Origin of the sequence: Allorhizocola rhizosphaerae (genome assembly GCF_003426775.1) — a bacterium.
Taxonomy (GTDB): domain Bacteria; phylum Actinomycetota; class Actinomycetes; order Mycobacteriales; family Micromonosporaceae; genus Allorhizocola; species Allorhizocola rhizosphaerae.
This window is the reverse complement of record NZ_QJUG01000087.1, coordinates 1-17,499: the sequence shown is the minus strand read 5'-3', so window position 1 is coordinate 17,499 and position 17,499 is coordinate 1. Positions and strand designations below refer to the sequence as shown.

The following is a 17,499-nucleotide window of genomic DNA, read 5'->3' as shown; positions in this document are numbered from 1 at the left end:
GTCAGTCCACCACAAACCGTCCGGTCCGCACACCCTCCACAAACTCGAGCCACTCCTGCCGGGTGAAGCTCAGCCGGGCACCGTCCGGGTATCGGGAGTTGCGAATAAGGATCGCGCCATCGGCCGCGGCGACTTCGACGCAACCGTTGGACTCGCAGTCGTCCGCTCTTACCCATTCAAGCTGGTCGCCATGGGCGCTCACGCTTCACCTCCTATATCGCCAGTCATTCAGCCTACGAAGCATGGATAGGTACCGACAAAGGAGGTGAAGGTGATTGGCACGTTTCTTCAGTTGGCTTTGTCGTAGGCTCCATCACGGATGGCCGCGACAAAGTCGCGCCAGGAGGATCGAGTGAAGCTAAGCGTCGGCCCGTGCGGGTTCTTCGAGTCGCGAACCAAAATCATTTGGCCTGCCTCCGCGACCTCGACGCAACCGCTTGACTCACACTTGGTGCTCTTCCTCCAGGAAGTTTCCACAAAGGTCTCCTAGTTGGACATAGGGGTAGCCATGTCTTTCAACGCCCGCGAGGCGATCAAGTGTCGCTCCGCAGCGGCTCGTCTCTGTCGAGCGACGACAGAATATCGGCGACCCTTGCCTCGACACGTCTGACCGACGCTTCCTGACTCAGCGCCACGTCCCACATGCGCTCGAAGCGCGCCCGATATCTCTGGACGTCTTCCGGAGACTCGTCGATCTCGTCCGTGAGCTGAGCCTCCCGATAGAGAACGGCATTCTCGTCCTCGCCGAGGTCGATCACGCTGAAGTGATTGAGCATCGCGATCGGCGCCGATCTTTGAAATGGCACGATCCGCATTGTCAGATATCCGTCGCGTGCGTGAGCCAGCAGATGGTTGAGCTGTTCGGCCATCACGCGTGGCCCGCCCACCTCGCGAAGGAGCACCGACTCGTCCAGGACCAGCAGGTAACGCGGTGGATGTTCCCGATCGAACACATATTCGCGCCGGCGCATGCGCACCTCGAACCGCACCGCACGGTCCTCATCGGACAGCTCGTCCTGCCACGAGTGCAACACGGCTTGGGCATAGGCGGGCGTCTGGATGAGACCCGGAATCAAGGTGGGCTGGAAGATGCGGATGGCCGTCGCTTCGCTCTCGAATTGAAGCAGCCGCATGGTCGCCGGGGTCAAATGCTGGCGATAGTGCGGGTCGTCCCACCAACCCTTGCGGCGGGAGGTGCGGGCGATCTCGATCAGCTCGCCGATCGAGTCGGGGTCGGTGACGCCGAGGTGGTCGAGCAGCGCGGTCAGATCGGTGCGCGAGACGGTGACGTCGCCGGACTCTATGCGCTGCACCTTGGACAGCGACCACTCAAGCGCGGCAGCGACCTGGCCCTGGGTGAACCCTTTCTCCTCGCGCGCGTGACGCAGCGCGAGCCGGAGGCGGCGGCGGGCCACCGCTGGAGATTCACCCTGAGCCATATATACTTCAATCGACCTCACTGTCGGCGCCCCTGCTGTGGCTGAGCCGTAAAGCAAAGCGACGCGCCGCCAAACGACATGTCGCAGCGAACACTACACCCGACGGTCGGCTCCCGCATCCGGTTGCATATCGGCGAGCTCCAATGCCCGCAGCAGCGCCCGGCTCACCTGCCCGAGCAGTTTCTCGTCGGGTGTGCGCAGCAGGCACACGATTTGCCCGCGATAGGTGGCCCGCAGTTCGTAGGGCGGCGCAGGCGTGCGCCAGCAGCCGGCCGAGACCGTAGCCGACACACCGACCACCAACAGGGCCAGAATCGTCCACATTGCTGCGGTGTCCATCCCGTTCGTGGTCAAGGCGACGACGAGCGCCACGGCCGACAGGACGACCGCGCCGCCCTTGATCAGCCGGGCGAGCGCGCCGTCGCCGTCGTCCTGGGTCTGGACGATGTGGATGCGCCGCAGTTCGCGGATGGCAAACGAGCGGCTGATCGGGCCGAGCACCTGGAACACCTCGTGGGTGATGTGGGCGCCGGGCCCCCGATAGAAGATGGGCATCTTCTCCTCCTGTTTCGGCCATGGCGAGGAGGGAGATGGCTGGGCAACGATGGCGACACCATGGGGTCTGCCTCCTCGGTGAGGGGTGTGGCCACGGTCGGTGAGCATCGGCGGCGGCCGCCCGACACCGCGGATCCGCCAGACAACGCATATTCCGGCCGCGAGCGGCACCTGGGTGGCTGCCCGGGTGCCGTCTCTTTTCCCGAGTATGAGTCTCACGGACGGTGATCGCCATATGCCGATCTGCCATATGGCAGATTGCGGCATGTTCATTCACGTCTCTGTCCCGCAGCGGGTGGCCGCGGTCCCTTCGCCGGCTTTTCCGGGTCGCGGTGTGGCGGCCGAAGGCCGACATCTCCGAGACCGAAGCGCCGGCCGGCCGCGACAACTTGCGCCACAATCACGGCTTGGCCTGAAGAAACCAAACCAGCAGGGTTTTATTGACCCAGTTGGGCCATGATTTCGGGCAGTTCATCAGGCTTTATAAGTACCTCGCGCGCCTTCGACCCCTCCGAAGGCCCCACGATCCCGCGCGTCTCCATGAGGTCCATCAACCGGCCGGCCTTGGCGAACCCGACCCGCAGCTTGCGCTGCAGCATGCTGGTCGAGCCCAGCTGCGACACCACCACCAGCTCGATCGCCTGCACCAGCAGTTCGAGATCCTCACCGATCTCCTCTTCGGCCTTCTTCTTGGGATCCGGCGGAGGCGGCGCGGTGACGTCGGGCCGGAACTCGGGCTCGCGCTGCCGCTTGCAGAACGCCACGACGTCGTTGATCTCGCCCTCGGCGACCCACGCCCCTTGCAGTCGTTGGGGTTTGGACGCGCCCATGGGCAGGAACAGCGCGTCGCCGCGCCCGATGAGCTTCTCGGCGCCCGGCTGGTCCAGGATGACCCGGGAGTCGGCCAGTGAGCTCGTGGCGAACGCGAGCCGCGACGGCACGTTGGCCTTGATGAGCCCGGTGACCACGTCGACGCTCGGCCGCTGCGTGGCCAGCACCAGGTGGATGCCTGCCGCGCGGGCCAGCTGCGTGATCCGCACGATCGAGTCCTCGACGTCGCGCGGGGCCACCATCATCAGGTCCGCCAGCTCATCGACGATCACCAACAGGTACGGGTACGGCGTGAGCTGACGCTCCGACCCCGGTGGCGGCTTGATCTGCCCGGCCCGCAGCTTGCGGTTGTAGTCGTCGATGTGCCGGACTCCCGCCGCGGCCAGGTCGTCGTAGCGCATGTCCATCTCGCGCACGACCCACTCCAGCGCGTCGGCCGCCTTCTTGGGGTTGGTGACGATCGGCGACACCAGATGCGGGATGCCCTCATAGCCGGTGAGCTCCACCCGCTTCGGGTCGATGAGCAGCAGCCGCACCTGATCGGGGGTCGCGCGCGCCAGGATCGACACCAGCAGCGTGTTCAAGCACGACGACTTGCCGGCCCCGGTGGCGCCCGCGATCAGGATGTGCGGCATCTTCGCGAGGTTGGCCACCACGTACCCGCCCTCGATGTCCTTGCCGAGCCCCACGATCATCGGGTGGTTGTCCGAGGTGGCCACCCGCGAGCGCAGCACGTCGCCCAGCGACACGTCTTCGCGGTCGGTGTTGGGGATCTCCACGCCGACCGCGCTCTTGCCCGGGATCGGGCTCAGGATCCGCACATCGGGGCTTTTCACCGCGTACGCGATGTTGCGCGACAGGGCCGTGATCCGTTCGACCTTCACGCCCAGCCCGAGCTCCACCTCGTACCGCGTGACCGTCGGCCCGCGCGTGAAGCCCGTCACCGCGGCGTCCACATCGAACTGGTCGAACACGTGGGTCAGCGCCGCGATCACCTCATCGTTAACCTTCGATCGCTGCTTGGACGGCTCCCCCGGGCGCAGCAAATTGGACGGAGGCAGCACATATTCCCCACCGAGGCTGGGCAGCACCAACTGCTCCGTCTTAGTGGGCGGCGGCGTATGCGTGGGCGGCGCGGGCTTCACCTTCGCCGGCTTGGGCACCGGCACGGTTTCGTGAGGTTCCTCCTCGTCGGGCTCATTCAAGTCGACCGGTGGCGGCAACGGGCGCCGCTTGCGCTGCACCGGCACCGTGTCCTCGTCGCCATCGGGGGACTCCTCCGACAGCGGCTTGCCGATGAACAGGTCGCGCAGGTGGGCCAGCCGCTCCGGGATCTTGTTGATCGGCGTCGCGGTCACCACCAGCACACCGAACACGAAAAGCAGCAGCAGCAACGGGATCGCCACCCACGCGGTGACGGCGAACTCCAGCTTGCCCACGATGATGCCGATCAGGCCACCGGCCATGTGCTCGCTCTGCGTGAGGTCGACCGGGTCCTGCACGATCTCCAGCAGCCCGGTCGACGAGAGCAGCAAAGCCACCCAGCCGACCAGCGACCGGCCGCGCTGTGCCGGGTCAGGGGCCGACCGCATCAGCCGGATCGCCGACACTCCCAGAAGAATCGGCAGCACCACGGACGTGGTACCGATAAAAAATCTGATGGCGGTGACGAGTTTGACGCCCAAGGGCCCGCCGTTGCCACCCCAGATCGCGACCGCCAGCAAAACGGACAGTCCTAACAGGAGCAGTCCCACCCCGTCGCGACGGTGTTCCGGGTCGAGGTCCTTGGCCTTGGCCGCCTGCGTGCCCAATCCGCGCACGATCCATCCCACCCCGTGGGCAACGCCCATCCACAACGCGCCGATGGCGCGCGCTATCACCGCGAGGGGGCTGTTGTACCGTCGTCGCCTCGCCGTCGGGCGTCGTCTGACCGGGGTGGTGGTCGCCCGACGGCGGCGAGCCGGCTGAGAGGTCCGTGTCGCCATAATGTTTCAGGCTAACGCCAGACCTGCGGTTTTTAGACTTCCAACACGGACGGCACAATCATCGGTCTGCGCCGGTAGGCCTCGTTGACCCAGCGGCCGACGACCCTTCGCACGACTTGTTGCAGTTGATGGGGATCGGTGATGCCGTCGAGGGCCGCCCGGTCCAGTGCGTCGGTCACCAGCGGCAGCACCGGGTTGAACGCCGACGGGTCCTCGCTGAACCCCTTGGCGGACAACGTCGGTCCACCCACGACCTTGCCGGTGACGGAGTCGACGACCACGGTGACCGCGATGAACCCGCCGTCGCCGAGGATCCGCCGCTCGGTGAGCAGGCTCTCGCTCACATCGCCGACGGCCAATCCATCCACATAGACGTATCTCGACTTGACGTGCCCCACGACGTGAGCGTGCCCGTCGACGAGGTCAACGACATCGCCGTCCTCGCACAGCACGACCCGATCCGGGTGCACGCCGGACTCGATGCCCAGCCGGGCGTGCGCCCGCAGATGCCGCCACTCCCCGTGCACCGGCATCAGGTTGCTCGGCTTGACGACATTGAGCAGGTACAGCAGCTCGCCCGCCGGCGCGTGCCCGCTGACGTGCACCTTGGCGACATCCTTGTGGATCACCTGAGCGCCGGCGCGGGCCAGCTGGTTGATCACACGGTAGACGCTGGTCTCGTTGCCCGGCACCAGCGAACTCGCCAGCACGACGGTGTCTCCCGGCTCGACCGTCACGTGCCGGTGATCGCCGGTGGCCATGCGGCCCAGCGCGCTCATCGGCTCGCCCTGCGAACCGGTCGACATGAGCACGATCTGGTCGGGCGGCAACATCGTCGCCTCGTCGAGGCTCACCACCAGGCCGGCCTCGACGCGCAGCAGCCCGAGGTCCCGGGCGATGCCCATGTTGCGCACCATCGAGCGGCCGATCAGCGCGACCTTGCGCCCGTGCTCGGCGGCCGAGTCGAGCACCTGCTGCACGCGGTGCACGTGCGAGGCGAACGACGCCACGATGATGCGCCCCTGCGCCTTCGCGAAGATCGCATCCAGTACCGGCCCGATCTCGCGTTCCGGCGTGACGAAGCCCGGGATCTCGGCGTTGGTCGAGTCCGACAGCAGCAGGTCGACACCCTCGGCACCCAGCCGGGCGAACCCGGCGAGATCGGTGATGCGCCCGTCCAGCGGGATCTGGTCCATCTTGAAATCGCCGGTGTGCAGCACCAGCCCCGCGGGAGTGCGGATCGCGAGCGCCAGTGCGTCGGGAATGGAGTGGTTGACGGCGAAGAATTCGAGGTCAAACGGGCCCAACCGCTCGCGCTGCCCCTCCGCGACGGTCAGCGTGTACGGCGTTATCCGCCGCTCCGCCAGTTTGGCCTCGATCAGCGCCAGGGTGAACTGCGAGCCCACAAGCGGCATGTCCGGCTTGTGGGCCAGCAGGTAGGGCACGGCACCGATGTGGTCCTCATGCCCGTGTGTCAGAACGATCGCCTGCACATCTTCGAGGCGATCGGTGATAGGCGCGAAATCCGGAAGGATCAGGTCGACTCCGGGCTGGTCCGCGGTGTCCGGGAACAGCACGCCACAATCGACGATGAGCAGCTTGCCGTCGAACTCGAAGACGGTCATGTTACGACCGATGGCCCCAAGTCCACCCAGCGGGATCACCCGAAGTCCGCCGTCCGGCAACGGCGGCGGCGCGCCCAGCTCAATATGCTCGGCGGTCAATATTTCTCTCCTTTTATGTACTAGAGCGGCAGCCCAGCCTCCGCGCAGTCGGCGCGCAGCTGGGCCAGCTCAGCCTCGGTGGCGTCGACAAGCGGCGAGCGGACTGGACCGCCCGGCAGGCCACGGGCGTTCATGGCCGCCTTTACCAGGATCGTCCCCTGGGTGCGGAAAATGCCGGTGAACAGCGGAAGTAGCTGCCGATGCAGCGTCAACGCCGCGCTGTGGTCACCGTTGTCAAAGGCCTGAATCATTTTTTTGGTACCGGGTCCGGTCAGGTGCGTGGACGTGCCCACCACGCCGACGGCCCCGACGGACAGCAAGGGCAGGGTGAGCGCATCCTCGCCCGAGTAGTAGGCGAGATCACTGCGCCGCAACACCCAGCTGGTCGCGGTGAGATCGCCCTTGGCGTCCTTCACTCCCACAATGCGCTCATGCTCGGCCAATCGGACCATCGTGTCAGTCGCGATGGCGACACCTGTGCGGTGTGGGATGTCATAAAGAAGGCTGGGCAGGCCCGTGGCGTCGGCGATCGCGGTGAAATGCTGCAGCAGCCCGGACTGCGGCGGCTTGTTGTAGTAGGGCGCGACGACGAGCAGCCCGTGCGCGCCCACCTTTTCGGCCTGCCTGGCCAGCTCGATCGAGTAGTAGGTGCTCGACGTGCCCACACCTGCGACGATCTTGGCGCGGTCGCCCACGGCCTCGATCACCGCACGCAGCACGGTCTCCTTCTCCACCCCGCTGGTGGTCGGCGACTCGCCCGTGGTGCCGTTGATCACCAGGGCGTCGTTGTGCTGCTCGTCGACCAGGTATTCGGCCAGGCGCGCGGCACCGTCCACATCGATCGAACCGTCGGGGAGCATGGGCGTGACCATCGCGGTCAGCAGGCTTCCGAAGGGCTTCATCAAGACTCCCACGTCAGGGGACTGGCGGCGACGGACGAGCCGTCGGGCAACTCGTTGATGGTGAAGTCGCCGAACACGTGCGGTGCGTGCGCCTGCAGCTGGCGCAGGCACTCGATGGCCAGCGCGCGGATCTCCACGTCGGCGGTCTCGGTCGCGCGCATGGCGATGAAGTGGCGCCAGGCCCGGTAATTGCCCGTGACCACGATGCGCGTCTCGGTCGCGTTGGGCAGCACGGCGCGCGCCGCCTGACGGGCCTGCTTGCGGCGCAGCGTGGCGCTGGCGACATCGGCGAACTTGGCCTCGAGCCCTTCGAGCAGCTCGTTGTAGGCGCGCACGGACGCCTCGGTGGCCTCGACGAACTTCTTGTGCAGCTCGGGGTCGGCGGCGATCACGTCGGGCTCGACCATCGCGGCCTCGCGCTCGGGCACATAGCGCTGGGAGAGCTGCGAATAGGAGAAGTGGCGGTGGCGGATCAGCTCATGCGTGAAGCTGCGGGAAACGCCGGTCATGTAGAACGTGGCGGTGCCGTGCTCAAGCACGGACAGGTGGCCCACCTCAAGGATGTGGCGCAGGTAGCCGGCGTTGGTCGCGGTCGCCGGGTTGGGCTTGGACCACGACTGGTAGCACGCGCGCCCGGCGAACTCGGCCAGCGCCTGACCGCCGTCGGCGTCGGTGGACCACGGGACGTCGGCCGGGGGCTCGAAATGGGTCCACGCGATGAGCTTGACCTGAGGCAGTACCAGTTCCGTCACAGCCTGCACATTACCCTCATCCGTCCCTGTCCTCGGACCGACATTGACGTGACGTCATAAGTGATGTCATAGTGATGCCATGGATCTGTCACCGTACCTGGAATCGCTGCGGCGAGACCTCACCTCGGCGGCCGCACCGGCCGGGCAGCAGGCGGCCCAGACCGCCGAGCTGCTGGCCACCGCGCTGGACTCGGCGGCAAGGCTGTGCCTGATCGAGGTGCTCGCCGACGCCACCGCCGAGATCACCACCAAACTGGATGGGCCGACGGTCGAGGTGCGGTTGCGCGGGCGCGAGGCGGATCTCGTGGTGTCCCACCCTGAGGCGAGTGCGCCGCCGACCCCGCCGCCGATCGCCGATTCCGGTGACCTCGCCCGGCTCACGCTGCGCCTGCCGGAGCAACTCAAGGAGGCGGTCGAGCGGGCAGCGGGCGCAGAGGGCATCTCGGTCAACGCATGGCTGGTGCGGGCCGCATCGATGGCCCTGCACGGCCCGCCCATGTCGCCCCCACCGCGCTCCCACATCGGTCGCAACTTCACCGGTTTCGCCCAAGCCTGACCCCACTTCCCACGTGCGCGGAAACGCGGCCGCGTTTCCGCGCGATCAGACGCACTCAAAACCCGCACGGGAGGGATCAATAGCCATGAATTACGAGTTCGCAAGCCCCGGTCCGATCAAAGCCGACATTCGCATCGCAGGTGGAGCACTCCATGTGGACGCCGCAGAGCATGACGTCATCACTGTGTCGGTGGAGCCTTTTGACAACTCGACCGCCAGCCGCGAGGCCGCCGAGCAGACCAGAGTCGCCCTCGAAGGACGAGACCTCGTCGTCCACGCCCCACACGGCAAGGGATGGTCGCTGTTCCGCTGGCCCAAGCTGAACATCCGCGTCGCCATCCCGGTCGACAGCACACTCACCGTCAAGTCCGCGTCAGCGGACCTGCAGTGCTCCGGCAACTACGCCGACGCGGTCGTGCACACCGCGAGCGGCGACGTGCGCCTCGACCGCGTGGCCAAAGACACCTCGATCAACAGTGCGAGCGGTGACGTGCGCGTCGGCTATGTGGGCGGCGATCTGCGCGCGCACAGCGCGAGCGGCGACATCGAGGTGCAGCACGTGGGCAAGGGCGCCGACGTCACGACGGCAAGCGGAGACATCGCGGTCGGCCGGGCCGAGCGCGACGTGCGGGCCAAGACCGCCTCGGGCGATGTGAAGGTCGGTGTCGCCCGTGAGGGGGAGGTGAAGGTGCACACGGCCAGCGGCGACGTCACCGTCGGAATCGCGGCTGGCACGGGGGTGTGGCTGGACGTGAGCACCGCCTCCGGCAAGACCACGAGCGACCTGTCGATGACCGGACCGGAACAACCGCAGACCGGCGCCAAACTGACGGTCAAAGTGCGCACAGCCTCCGGCGACATCAGCCTGCGCCGAGTAACGGCTTGATTCCGCAGCAGCTATGGGCGGACCGCTTCGCGGCCGCCCATAGCTGCGCGAAAAACGTCAGGCCCGGTGGATCGGACGTCCACCACGTGTTTTCGCCGCTTCGCGCCAAAAACGGCTCCGCTCACACGTAGAAGTAGGTAAATGGCTCCCACGGCAGGTTGCGCATCACCATGAACAGACCCCAGGCGCCGAGGAAAATCCCGACGACGGCGGGGCCTATCCGGATCTGCGGGAGCCGCCATCCAAACGCGACCTTGCCGGCCCAGGCCACATACATATAGAGCACGAACGGCACCGCGAAAACGAAGAGCAGATGGTGGCGCGCGGCGGCCGGGATGTCGCCCTGCATCAGATACCACGCTGCCCGCGTCCCGCCGCAGCCCGGACAGTCAAGCCCGGTCGTCAGCTTGATCAGACAGGTCGGCATGGCGTCGGCTCCACCCGCGGCCGGGTTGGCCCAAGCCGTGTAGCCGAGCGCGGCACCCACGCAGCCCAGCACCGCCAGCGGCGCGAGCCAGGCGGGCGTGCGGGCGCGCAACCGCGCGAACCGCCCCACCGGATGGGGCGGCAGGACAGGCGAGTCGGTGTAGTGCGCGTGCGCCTCGGTCACACCGTGAGCTTATCGCGCTGCCGCACCCTTCCCGCCCGCCGCGCGCCACTGGGCCTTCGCGCGCAGCATCCCCATGTCGGCGGCCTGAAATGCGGCCAGGATTCCCGTGCGCGCGTTGAGCTCGGCCCAGCCGACGGTCAGCGTCACGGGTGTGCCCGGCACGATCGCCTCCCAGTCGTCGGCCGCGATCGCCGCGGCCAGGCGCTCGGAGACCTCTTGCGCCTCGGCGGGATCGGTGCCCGGCAGCACGATGACGAACTCGTCGCCGCCGAAGCGGGCCAGGAAATCGCCGCGGCGCAGGGTCCGGGTCAGGATCGCCGCGACCCGCTGCAGCACGCGATCCCCGGACAGATGGCCGTGCACGGTGTTGACAATCTTGAATCCGTCGAGGTCTGCCACGCCTATGCTGCCGACCCTGCCCATCGCCGTGAGCTCGTCGACGTACCGCTCCAGGTGGCGCCGGTTGGGCAGGCCGGTCAGCGGATCGGTGTGCGCTTCGTCGGCGTACTGCGTGGCGCGCCGGCGCAGCTCGTCGTGGTCGAGCCGGGCCGAGATGCCCTCCACAAACAGGTCGTGCAGCCGGTTGACCGACTGCGACACCTGGCGCGCCACATCGCGCTCCGCGCGGTGGGCCGACTCGTGGTCGCCGAGCGCGACGTGGGCGATGGCGCGCAGGCGAGGCACCTCCGCCGCGCCGAACACGGTCACGCACGCCTCGGCCAGCGCTAGCCGGGTCAGCGCCAGGTTCGGCTGACCGCCGGCGATCGCGAGGCAGGCGTCGGCGAGCTGGCGCAGCTCGTTTGCCTCGCCGGTCGGGTCGACGTCGGCCCACATCAGCGGGCCAGGGCCGCCGTCGGGCGGCGGGCGCAGGGTTGCCAGGCGGGCTTGCGCATAGCCGAGGTATGGCAGCTCGAACGGCGCCACGTCGTCCGGGCCGAGCTCGTCGAGCGCCTCGGCCAGCAGCCGCGCGCACATTTCGGAGTCACCCTGATGGTCAAGGGATATCGCGTACCGGATGCGGATCTCGGGATGGGCAAAGTCGACCGGATCCAGGTCAGCGGCGGCCGCAATGGCTTGCGAGCGTTGGTGTGCCGTCATCGCGTGCCCGTGGAACCCAATGTTGGAATAGGTCACCGCCAGGTCGAGCCAGGCCATCGCGGCGATGTGATCGGCCTTGCGCACCCGCTCCAGTGCCCGACCGCCGCTGACCAGGTGCGTGACGCAGCGGTCGAGCGAACCCTGGTGATAGGCGACGTTGGCGGCCAGCGCGTGGAACTCGCCCAGCAGCGCGGGCTCATCGCACCGGGTCAGCGCCGCGTAGGCCTCGTCGACCACGGCCGGGCACTCGCTCGTGCGGCCCAGGTTGAGCAGCGCGCCCAGCTTCATCAGCAGCACCCGGGCGATCTCTGCCGGACCGCGCGCACGCGTGATCGCCACGCCGGCGAGCACCACTGCCTCCGCCGGACGTCCGCTGCGGATCAGTCGGCCCAACGCATCGGCGTCGCATTCATCGGGCCCGATCCGGCGCGCTCGCATCGACTCCACCCATCCGCTTGAGTGCCCATCCTCCCGCAGATCGTATACGCCAGACATCGACAGAGTTGATCATAAACTTATGTCCATGTTCGGCGGGGGTGTCGCGGCACCAGCTTTACGATCAACCCCCTGCGGCGCCGGGCGCCGATCATGAAGTTTCGGAAACGACACGCCGCCGAGAGAAGGTCATAAGTTCATGATCAACGCGATGGGGCGCGAGGCGAAAGGGTGCGGCGCGAAGGGCGGGGGCGGAAAAGTGGGGCTAGGTCGCCGCGGTCGGGTGGGGCGACGTCGTCGAGGGCGAGCCAGGTGGCCAGGCGGCGGAGCTCGGTGCCCAGGGCCTCGGCGGTCTCGCCCGGGTCGGCGCCGTCTTCGGACCAGGCCGCGGGCACGCGCAGCACGCCCGCCTGCCGGTCGGCCTTGAGGTCGACCCGCGCGACGAAGCGATCGCCATGCAGGAAGGGCAGCACGTAATAACCGTGCACCCGCTTGTGCGACGGCACATAGATCTCGATCCGGTAGCGCAGCCCGAACAGCCGCTCCGTGCGCGCCCGCTCCCAGATCAGCGGGTCGAACGGACTGATCAATGTGGACACCGGGCGGCCCCGGCGGGGCACCGCGACATCGCGGTGCCGCCAGGCCGCCGCCTTCCATCCCTTGACCTGAACCGGGATCAGCACACCCTCCTCGACCAGCTCGGCGATCGCCGCCCGAGCGAACTCCAGCGGGAGCCGGAAATAGTCGCGAAGCTCCGCCTCGGCCGCCACGCCCAGGCTCCGCGCGGCGAGCTCGATCAGGCGGCGCGAGGCATCGGCCTGCGTCGGCGTCGGCTGGGCCAAAATCTCGGCCGGGATCACCCGCTCGGCAAGGTCGTAGCGCCGGGCGAACTGCGTCGTGCGGCCCGCCGACGTGACCTCGCCCGTGTAGAACAGCCACTCCAGCGCCTTCTTGGCGTCAGACCAGTTCCAGCCCCAGTTGTCCTTGGCGCGCGGCACATCCTCCTCGATCTGGGCCGCGGTCACCGGGCCACGCTGCCGCACCTCGTCGAGCACCCACCGCACCAAATCGGGCCGGCTGCGGGCGATGCTGCGCGGGCCGCCCCAGGCCCGGTCGGCCGTGGCCATGCGCCAGCGCATCAGCGGGTGCAGCTCCACCGGGAGCAGCGACGCCTCGTGGCCCCAATATTCGAACAGCCAGCGAGGTTTGCGGCTGCTGGCCCGGTCGAGCAGGGCGGTGTCGTAACCCCCGATGCGGCTGTAAACGGGCATGTAGTGCGCCCGCTGCAGCACGTTGACCGAGTCGATCTGGAGCAGCCCGGTGCGCTCGACGACCCGGCGCAGATGGCGCGTATTTATCGAAGCCTGCGGCACTCGGTCGGCGAAGCCCTGCGCCGCCAGGGCAACCCGCCTCGCCTGCGAAATCGTTAGCGTCTCCATCGGCGGCAAACCTACCCTCCGGGTATGACAAAACTCCGTCCGGAAACGGCGGCGGACCACCTTCAGGCGGCCGAGGTGCACGCGCTTGCGTGGCGGCGTGCCTACGCGGGGATCCTGCCCGGCAGCGCGCTCGATGCGCTCGACCCGGCGGAGATGGCCGAGCGGCGTGCCGGACGGGCGGGCGACAGCCTCGTCGCTGAGCAGGACGGCCGGGTCGTGGGGTTTGTGAACTACGGGTCCTACCGGGGCGACGAAAGCATCGGTGAGATCTATGCGATCTATGTGCATCCAGACTTTTGGGGTACCGGCATAGCCGACGCACTGTTCACGGCGGCCCTCGATGCCCTGCCCCAGGCCGAGGTCCGGCTGTGGGTGCTGGCAGAAAACCAACGGGCGCAACGGTTCTACGCCCGGCACGGGCTAAGCCGCGACGGTGAGACCGGGACGTTCCGCCCGCGCGGCACCGAGCTCGGCTTCCCGATCGCCCGCTGGACCCTTGTGCGCGGGCGTCAGGCATAGTAAAGCCAACATGATCCAAACGTAGGCGTTGGCGGACACGAAGCCGTGCCAGCCGTCGAAGTCGCGCTCGTACTCCCACACCACGCGGCTGCACAGCACGATGTAGGCGAGCGCGGCGAACCCCAGGCGCCACCGCCCACCGCGCCGCACCAGCAGCACGAACGCCGGGATCGCCCACACCAGGTGGTGAATCCATGTCACCGGGCTCACGAGCACTCCCACCACGCCGGTCAACGCGAGCCCGAGCACCTCGTCACCCCGCGCGGCGGACCGCCACACGCGCACCGCCCACACCGCCAGCACACCGGCGACCATGGCGAACCAGAGCGTGGTGTCCGGATGGCCGGGGTCGAGCCGGGCCACGACACCCCGCAGGGACTGGTTGGAGATGTACGACAGGGAGCCCACCCGGTCGGTCTCCCAGATCGCCGACGTCCAGAACTCGCGCGAGGCGCCCGGCGCGACCGCGGCCGCGAACAGCGTGGCGATCGCGGCGGTGGCGACCGACACGAGCGCCGCCCGCCAACGCCTGGTGACGAGCAGGTACACGATGAAGATGCCGGGTGTGAGTTTGATCGCCGTGGCCAGCCCGACACCGATTCCGGCCCAGCGCGACCCCCGCCCCACGAGCAGCAGCAGATCCGCCGCGACCAAGCCGACGAGCAGCATGTTGACCTGTCCGAACAGGAACGTCTCCCGCATCGGCTCGTACGCCGCGACCAGGCACAGTGCCACTCCGACGACAAACCAGGGGCTCTGGCCGTACCCCCGAAAAAGCTCGAAGAGCAACCAGACGGTCACCGCAACGGTGGCGGCGGAGGCGATGACCAACACCACCGGCCATGGCAGGAAGGCCATCGGCAGCATGGTGATCGCCGCGAACGTGGGATAGGTGAAGCCATAGGTGCTGCGCGGCCGCACGTAGTCGTAGAGCTCGCCGGCGTCGTGCACCCAGAAGTTGATGGCGCCGTAGTAGACGCGGAGATCGAAGAACCCGCGCCGCGCTGTGAAGATCGCGTCGAACACGAGCACCACCAGCGCGAGCACCACCACCGCGATGATCTGCGCTCGCCTGGTCACGTACGCTCCTGAAGTGGCAACTGGCTTTGTCCGACCGGCGCGACGGGAAGACGTCGGCGAGATCGCCCGCATCCAGCTCGCGACCTGGCGTATAGCCTATGAGCGCCTCATGCCCCGGCATGTGCTGGCCCAGATCAGCGAGGACTTCCTGAGCCAGCGCTGGTCCGAGGCGGTGACCTCGCCGCCCGATCCCCGTCACCGGGTCCTGGTCGCGGTCGAACAGTCGAAACAAGATTACGTGGTCGGCTTCACGGCGTCCGAGCCACTGGACGGAGTCGCCTCAATGATCGAACTTCTGGTCGAGCCGCGATGGGGCCGACGTGGACACGGCAGCCGCCTGCTCGCCGCCTCTGTGGATCTGTGGCGCGCCGACGGCTTCACCGAGGCCGTCATGTGGGCCTTCGAGCAGGACGCCGCGATGACCAAGTTTCTGACCTCGGCCGGCTGGGCGCCCGACGGCTCCTACCGCGAGCTGGACGTCGACGACATGCTCGTGCCGCAGATCCGATGGCACGTGTCGCTCACCTCAGAGGAGCTCCCCCAATCCGACGGTCAGGCCGGGCCGCTCGACCACTGACCGGATCGCGAGCAGCACACCCGGCATGAACGACGCCCGGTCATAGGAGTCGTGCCGGATCGTCAGGGTCTCACCGTTGGCGCCGAACAGCACCTCCTGGTGCGCGACCAGGCCGCTGGCCCGCACGCTGTGCACCCTGATCCCGGCCACGTCGGCCCCGCGGGCGCCGTCGAGCTGATCCTTGGTCGCATCGGGCGGTGCGGACATGCCCGCCGCCACCCGCGCCTCGGCGATGATCTCCGCTGTCCGCAGGGCCGTGCCGCTTGGGGCGTCCAGCTTGCGCGGGTGATGCTGCTCGATGATCTCCACGGACTCGAAGAACTTCGCCGCCCGCTGCGCGAACTCCATCATGAGCACGGCCCCGACGGCGAAGTTGGGCGCGATCACCACACCGACCTGAGGATGGGCCTTGAGCCAGGTGCGCACCCGCTCGATGCGCGCCTGGGTGAACCCGCTGGTGCCCACGACCACGCTGATGCCCTGGTCGATGCACCAGTGCAGGTTGTCCATCACCACATCGGGGGTGGTGAAATCGACGACCACCTGCGCGGCAGCGTCGGAGGCATTGAACAGCCAGTCGCCCTGATCGATCATCGCGACCAGATCGAGATCGTCGGCGGCGTCGACTGCCTTGCACACCTCTACCCCCATGCGGCCACGCGCGCCCAGCACACCGACCCGAATGGGCTCCTTCACCTCAGTCACGCGGATGACTTTACTGGAACGTGGACCTATCGAACGGTCCGACCACGGCCAAGGCCATCGGTGCCGTGAGAATCTGCTCCGCCATGGTGTTGGCCTCGTCCAGGGTCACGCTGTCGATCCGCTGCAGCAGCTCGTCGATGGTCAGCAGCTCTCCGTGCAGCAGCTCGCCCTTGCCCAGCCGGGTCATGCGCGAGCCCGTGTCCTCCAGGCCGAGCACCAGCGAGCCCTTGAGCATGCCCTTGCCGCGGCGCAGCTCGTCGTCGGTGATGCCGTGCTTGGCCGTGTGGTCCAGCGACCTGCGGACCAGATCGAGTACCTCCTCCGTGCGCGTGGGCGCGCACCCGGCATACACGCCGAACGAGCCGATCTCGGCGAAGTGTGACACGTAGGAGTACACCGAATAGGCCAGGCCACGCTGCTCGCGGATCTCCTGGAACAGCCGGCTGGACATGCCACCGCCCAGCACATTGTTGACCACGCCGAGCGCGAACCGCCGCTCGTCGTGCCGCCCCACTGCCGGCCCGCCCAGCACAAAGTGGGCCTGCTCGGTGTCATCGGAACGCACCACGGTCCGCGGCGCCGGGAGGTTGACGCGAGAATCCTTGCTGCGCACGGGCGATGGCTTGCCCGGAACGCTCTCAAACGCGTTGCGCACCAGGCGAACCACGGTCGCGTGGTCGAGGTTGCCGGCCGCCGCCACGACCATCTGCGGCGCGACATAGCGACGCTTGTAGAACCCGTGGATCTGCTTGCGCGTCATGGGCGTGATGGTCTCGACCGTGCCGGAGATGATGCGGCCCAGCGGGTGCTCGCCGAACAGCGCGGCGGCGTGCAGGTCGTGCACCTCGTCGCCCGGCTCGTCGGCGTGCATCGCGATCTCTTCGAGGATCACGCCGCGCTCGGTCTCCACATCGGACTCCAGCAGCAGCGAATCGGCGACGGCGTCACACACCACGTCGATCGCGAGCGGCAGGTCGGCGTCGAGCACCCGGGCGTAGTAGCACGTGTATTCCTTTGCGGTGTAGGCGTTTGTCTCGCCGCCGACCGCCTCGATGGTCGCGCTGATGTCCATCGCCGACCGCTTGTGCGTGCCCTTGAACAGCAGGTGCTCCAGAAAGTGCGAGGCCCCGCTGAGCTGTGGCGCCTCGTCGCGGGAGCCGACGCCGACCCACACTCCAAAGGAGACACTGCGCATCGCCGGCACAGCCTCGGTGATGACGCGCATTCCGGTGGGCAGCACGGTGCGGCGGACGACTCCTCCGAGATCGCCCGCCACCGTGTGCGTCTTGGCCTTCTTCACTCGCGCCGCTGGCGACGCTCGCGCCTGGGCTCACCTTCACGCCGCGGGCGGTCGCCGCCCTCGCGCGGCTCCCGCGGCGGCCGCTCGCCGCCCTCGGCGCGCGGAG

The 17,499-nt window shown here is 67.9% G+C and carries 18 protein-coding genes; 4 read left to right on the top strand and 14 right to left on the bottom strand.

Annotated features, from left to right (window positions below; translation table 11 throughout):
* Position 1: 1 nt before the first annotated feature.
* The 8 genes from DM816_RS19885 to thyX form a co-directional block, all read right to left on the bottom strand.
* Entirely contained in the window at positions 2-202 is a 201-nt protein-coding gene (locus tag DM816_RS19885) for a DUF397 domain-containing protein (protein WP_117211825.1), read from the bottom strand.
* An 86-nt stretch (positions 203-288) separates the two neighbouring features.
* Positions 289-477 (bottom strand): DUF397 domain-containing protein, encoded by a 189-nt coding sequence (locus DM816_RS19880; protein ID WP_117211823.1) that lies wholly within the window; start codon positions 475-477, stop codon positions 289-291.
* A 56-nt stretch (positions 478-533) separates the two neighbouring features.
* Positions 534-1,415, bottom strand: coding sequence for a helix-turn-helix domain-containing protein (locus DM816_RS19875; RefSeq protein WP_162907641.1), 882 nt, complete (start codon positions 1,413-1,415; stop codon positions 534-536).
* 117 nt (positions 1,416-1,532) lie between these two features.
* The gene (locus DM816_RS19870; protein ID WP_117211819.1) at positions 1,533-1,994 is read right to left on the bottom strand and encodes a DUF6232 family protein; all 462 of its coding nucleotides are present in this window, start codon (positions 1,992-1,994) and stop codon (positions 1,533-1,535) included.
* Between the two features lie 437 nt (positions 1,995-2,431).
* The gene (locus DM816_RS19865; protein WP_117211817.1) at positions 2,432-4,810 is read right to left on the bottom strand and encodes an FtsK/SpoIIIE family DNA translocase; all 2,379 of its coding nucleotides are present in this window, start codon (positions 4,808-4,810) and stop codon (positions 2,432-2,434) included.
* A 32-nt stretch (positions 4,811-4,842) separates the two neighbouring features.
* Positions 4,843-6,534, bottom strand: coding sequence for a ribonuclease J (locus tag DM816_RS19860; RefSeq protein WP_117211816.1), 1,692 nt, complete (start codon positions 6,532-6,534; stop codon positions 4,843-4,845).
* Positions 6,535-6,554: 20 nt separating this feature from the next.
* The gene (gene dapA / locus DM816_RS19855; RefSeq protein WP_117211814.1) at positions 6,555-7,436 is read right to left on the bottom strand and encodes a 4-hydroxy-tetrahydrodipicolinate synthase; all 882 of its coding nucleotides are present in this window, start codon (positions 7,434-7,436) and stop codon (positions 6,555-6,557) included.
* Positions 7,436-8,179: an FAD-dependent thymidylate synthase gene (thyX, locus tag DM816_RS19850; protein ID WP_170318847.1), complete on the bottom strand. Its 744-nt coding sequence runs from the start codon at positions 8,177-8,179 to the stop codon at positions 7,436-7,438. The genes dapA and thyX overlap by 1 nt, the downstream gene beginning before the upstream one ends.
* 88 nt (positions 8,180-8,267) lie before the next feature.
* Here thyX and DM816_RS19845 point away from each other — a divergent pair, with 88 nt between their 5' ends.
* Both DM816_RS19845 and DM816_RS19840 read left to right on the top strand, forming a co-directional pair.
* Complete coding sequence (locus DM816_RS19845) at positions 8,268-8,744, top strand: toxin-antitoxin system HicB family antitoxin (RefSeq protein WP_117211813.1); 477 nt, start codon at positions 8,268-8,270, stop codon at positions 8,742-8,744.
* An 85-nt stretch (positions 8,745-8,829) separates the two neighbouring features.
* Positions 8,830-9,630 (top strand): DUF4097 family beta strand repeat-containing protein, encoded by an 801-nt coding sequence (locus DM816_RS19840; protein ID WP_117211811.1) that lies wholly within the window; start codon positions 8,830-8,832, stop codon positions 9,628-9,630.
* Between the two features lie 121 nt (positions 9,631-9,751).
* Here the strand turns inward: DM816_RS19840 and DM816_RS19835 are convergent, their stop codons facing one another.
* The 3 genes from DM816_RS19835 to DM816_RS19825 form a co-directional block, all read right to left on the bottom strand.
* Positions 9,752-10,240, bottom strand: coding sequence for a DUF2752 domain-containing protein (locus DM816_RS19835; protein WP_117211810.1), 489 nt, complete (start codon positions 10,238-10,240; stop codon positions 9,752-9,754).
* A gap of 9 nt (positions 10,241-10,249) precedes the next feature.
* The gene (locus DM816_RS19830) at positions 10,250-11,833 is read right to left on the bottom strand and encodes a GGDEF domain-containing protein (RefSeq protein ID WP_117211808.1); all 1,584 of its coding nucleotides are present in this window, start codon (positions 11,831-11,833) and stop codon (positions 10,250-10,252) included.
* A 143-nt stretch (positions 11,834-11,976) separates the two neighbouring features.
* Positions 11,977-13,212 (bottom strand): winged helix-turn-helix domain-containing protein, encoded by a 1,236-nt coding sequence (locus DM816_RS19825; RefSeq protein ID WP_425455256.1) that lies wholly within the window; start codon positions 13,210-13,212, stop codon positions 11,977-11,979.
* Between the two features lie 24 nt (positions 13,213-13,236).
* Between DM816_RS19825 and DM816_RS19820 the strand changes: the two genes are divergently transcribed.
* Positions 13,237-13,731 carry a GNAT family N-acetyltransferase gene (locus DM816_RS19820; protein WP_117211805.1) on the top strand — a complete coding sequence of 165 codons (495 nt, stop codon included), beginning with the start codon at positions 13,237-13,239 and terminating at the stop codon, positions 13,729-13,731.
* Here the strand turns inward: DM816_RS19820 and DM816_RS19815 are convergent.
* Entirely contained in the window at positions 13,633-14,811 is a 1,179-nt protein-coding gene (locus DM816_RS19815) for a glycosyltransferase 87 family protein (protein ID WP_246002060.1), read from the bottom strand. The two genes, DM816_RS19820 and DM816_RS19815, sit on opposite strands and share 99 nt — an antisense overlap.
* Positions 14,812-14,824: 13 nt before the next feature.
* On the opposite strand from DM816_RS19815, the gene DM816_RS19810 reads away from it, so the two are divergent.
* Positions 14,825-15,388: a GNAT family N-acetyltransferase gene (locus tag DM816_RS19810; RefSeq protein WP_117211803.1), complete on the top strand. Its 564-nt coding sequence runs from the start codon at positions 14,825-14,827 to the stop codon at positions 15,386-15,388.
* On the opposite strand, the gene dapB is transcribed toward DM816_RS19810, so the two are convergent.
* Complete coding sequence (gene dapB / locus DM816_RS19805) at positions 15,338-16,093, bottom strand: 4-hydroxy-tetrahydrodipicolinate reductase (protein WP_117211801.1); 756 nt, start codon at positions 16,091-16,093, stop codon at positions 15,338-15,340. The two genes, DM816_RS19810 and dapB, sit on opposite strands and share 51 nt — an antisense overlap.
* 10 nt (positions 16,094-16,103) lie before the next feature.
* A complete protein-coding gene (locus DM816_RS19800; RefSeq protein WP_117211799.1) occupies positions 16,104-17,393 on the bottom strand; it encodes a M16 family metallopeptidase in 1,290 nt (429 codons plus the stop codon).
* Between the last annotated feature and the right edge of the window lie 106 nt (positions 17,394-17,499).

Excerpts from the sequence above, each read along its gene's own strand:
- dapA (WP_117211814.1), bottom strand. The coding sequence starts at position 7,436 with ATGAAGCCCTTCGGAAGCCTGCTGACCGCGATGGTCACGCCCATGCTC.
- DM816_RS19840 (WP_117211811.1), top strand. The coding sequence starts at position 8,830 with ATGAATTACGAGTTCGCAAGCCCCGGTCCGATCAAAGCCGACATTCGC.
- DM816_RS19870 (WP_117211819.1), bottom strand. The coding sequence starts at position 1,994 with ATGCCCATCTTCTATCGGGGGCCCGGCGCCCACATCACCCACGAGGTG.
- DM816_RS19820 (WP_117211805.1), top strand. The coding sequence starts at position 13,237 with ATGACAAAACTCCGTCCGGAAACGGCGGCGGACCACCTTCAGGCGGCC.
- DM816_RS19865 (WP_117211817.1), bottom strand. The coding sequence starts at position 4,810 with ATGGCGACACGGACCTCTCAGCCGGCTCGCCGCCGTCGGGCGACCACC.
- DM816_RS19825 (WP_425455256.1), bottom strand. The coding sequence starts at position 13,212 with ATGGAGACGCTAACGATTTCGCAGGCGAGGCGGGTTGCCCTGGCGGCG.
- DM816_RS19830 (WP_117211808.1), bottom strand. The coding sequence starts at position 11,833 with ATGTCTGGCGTATACGATCTGCGGGAGGATGGGCACTCAAGCGGATGG.
- DM816_RS19845 (WP_117211813.1), top strand. The coding sequence starts at position 8,268 with ATGGATCTGTCACCGTACCTGGAATCGCTGCGGCGAGACCTCACCTCG.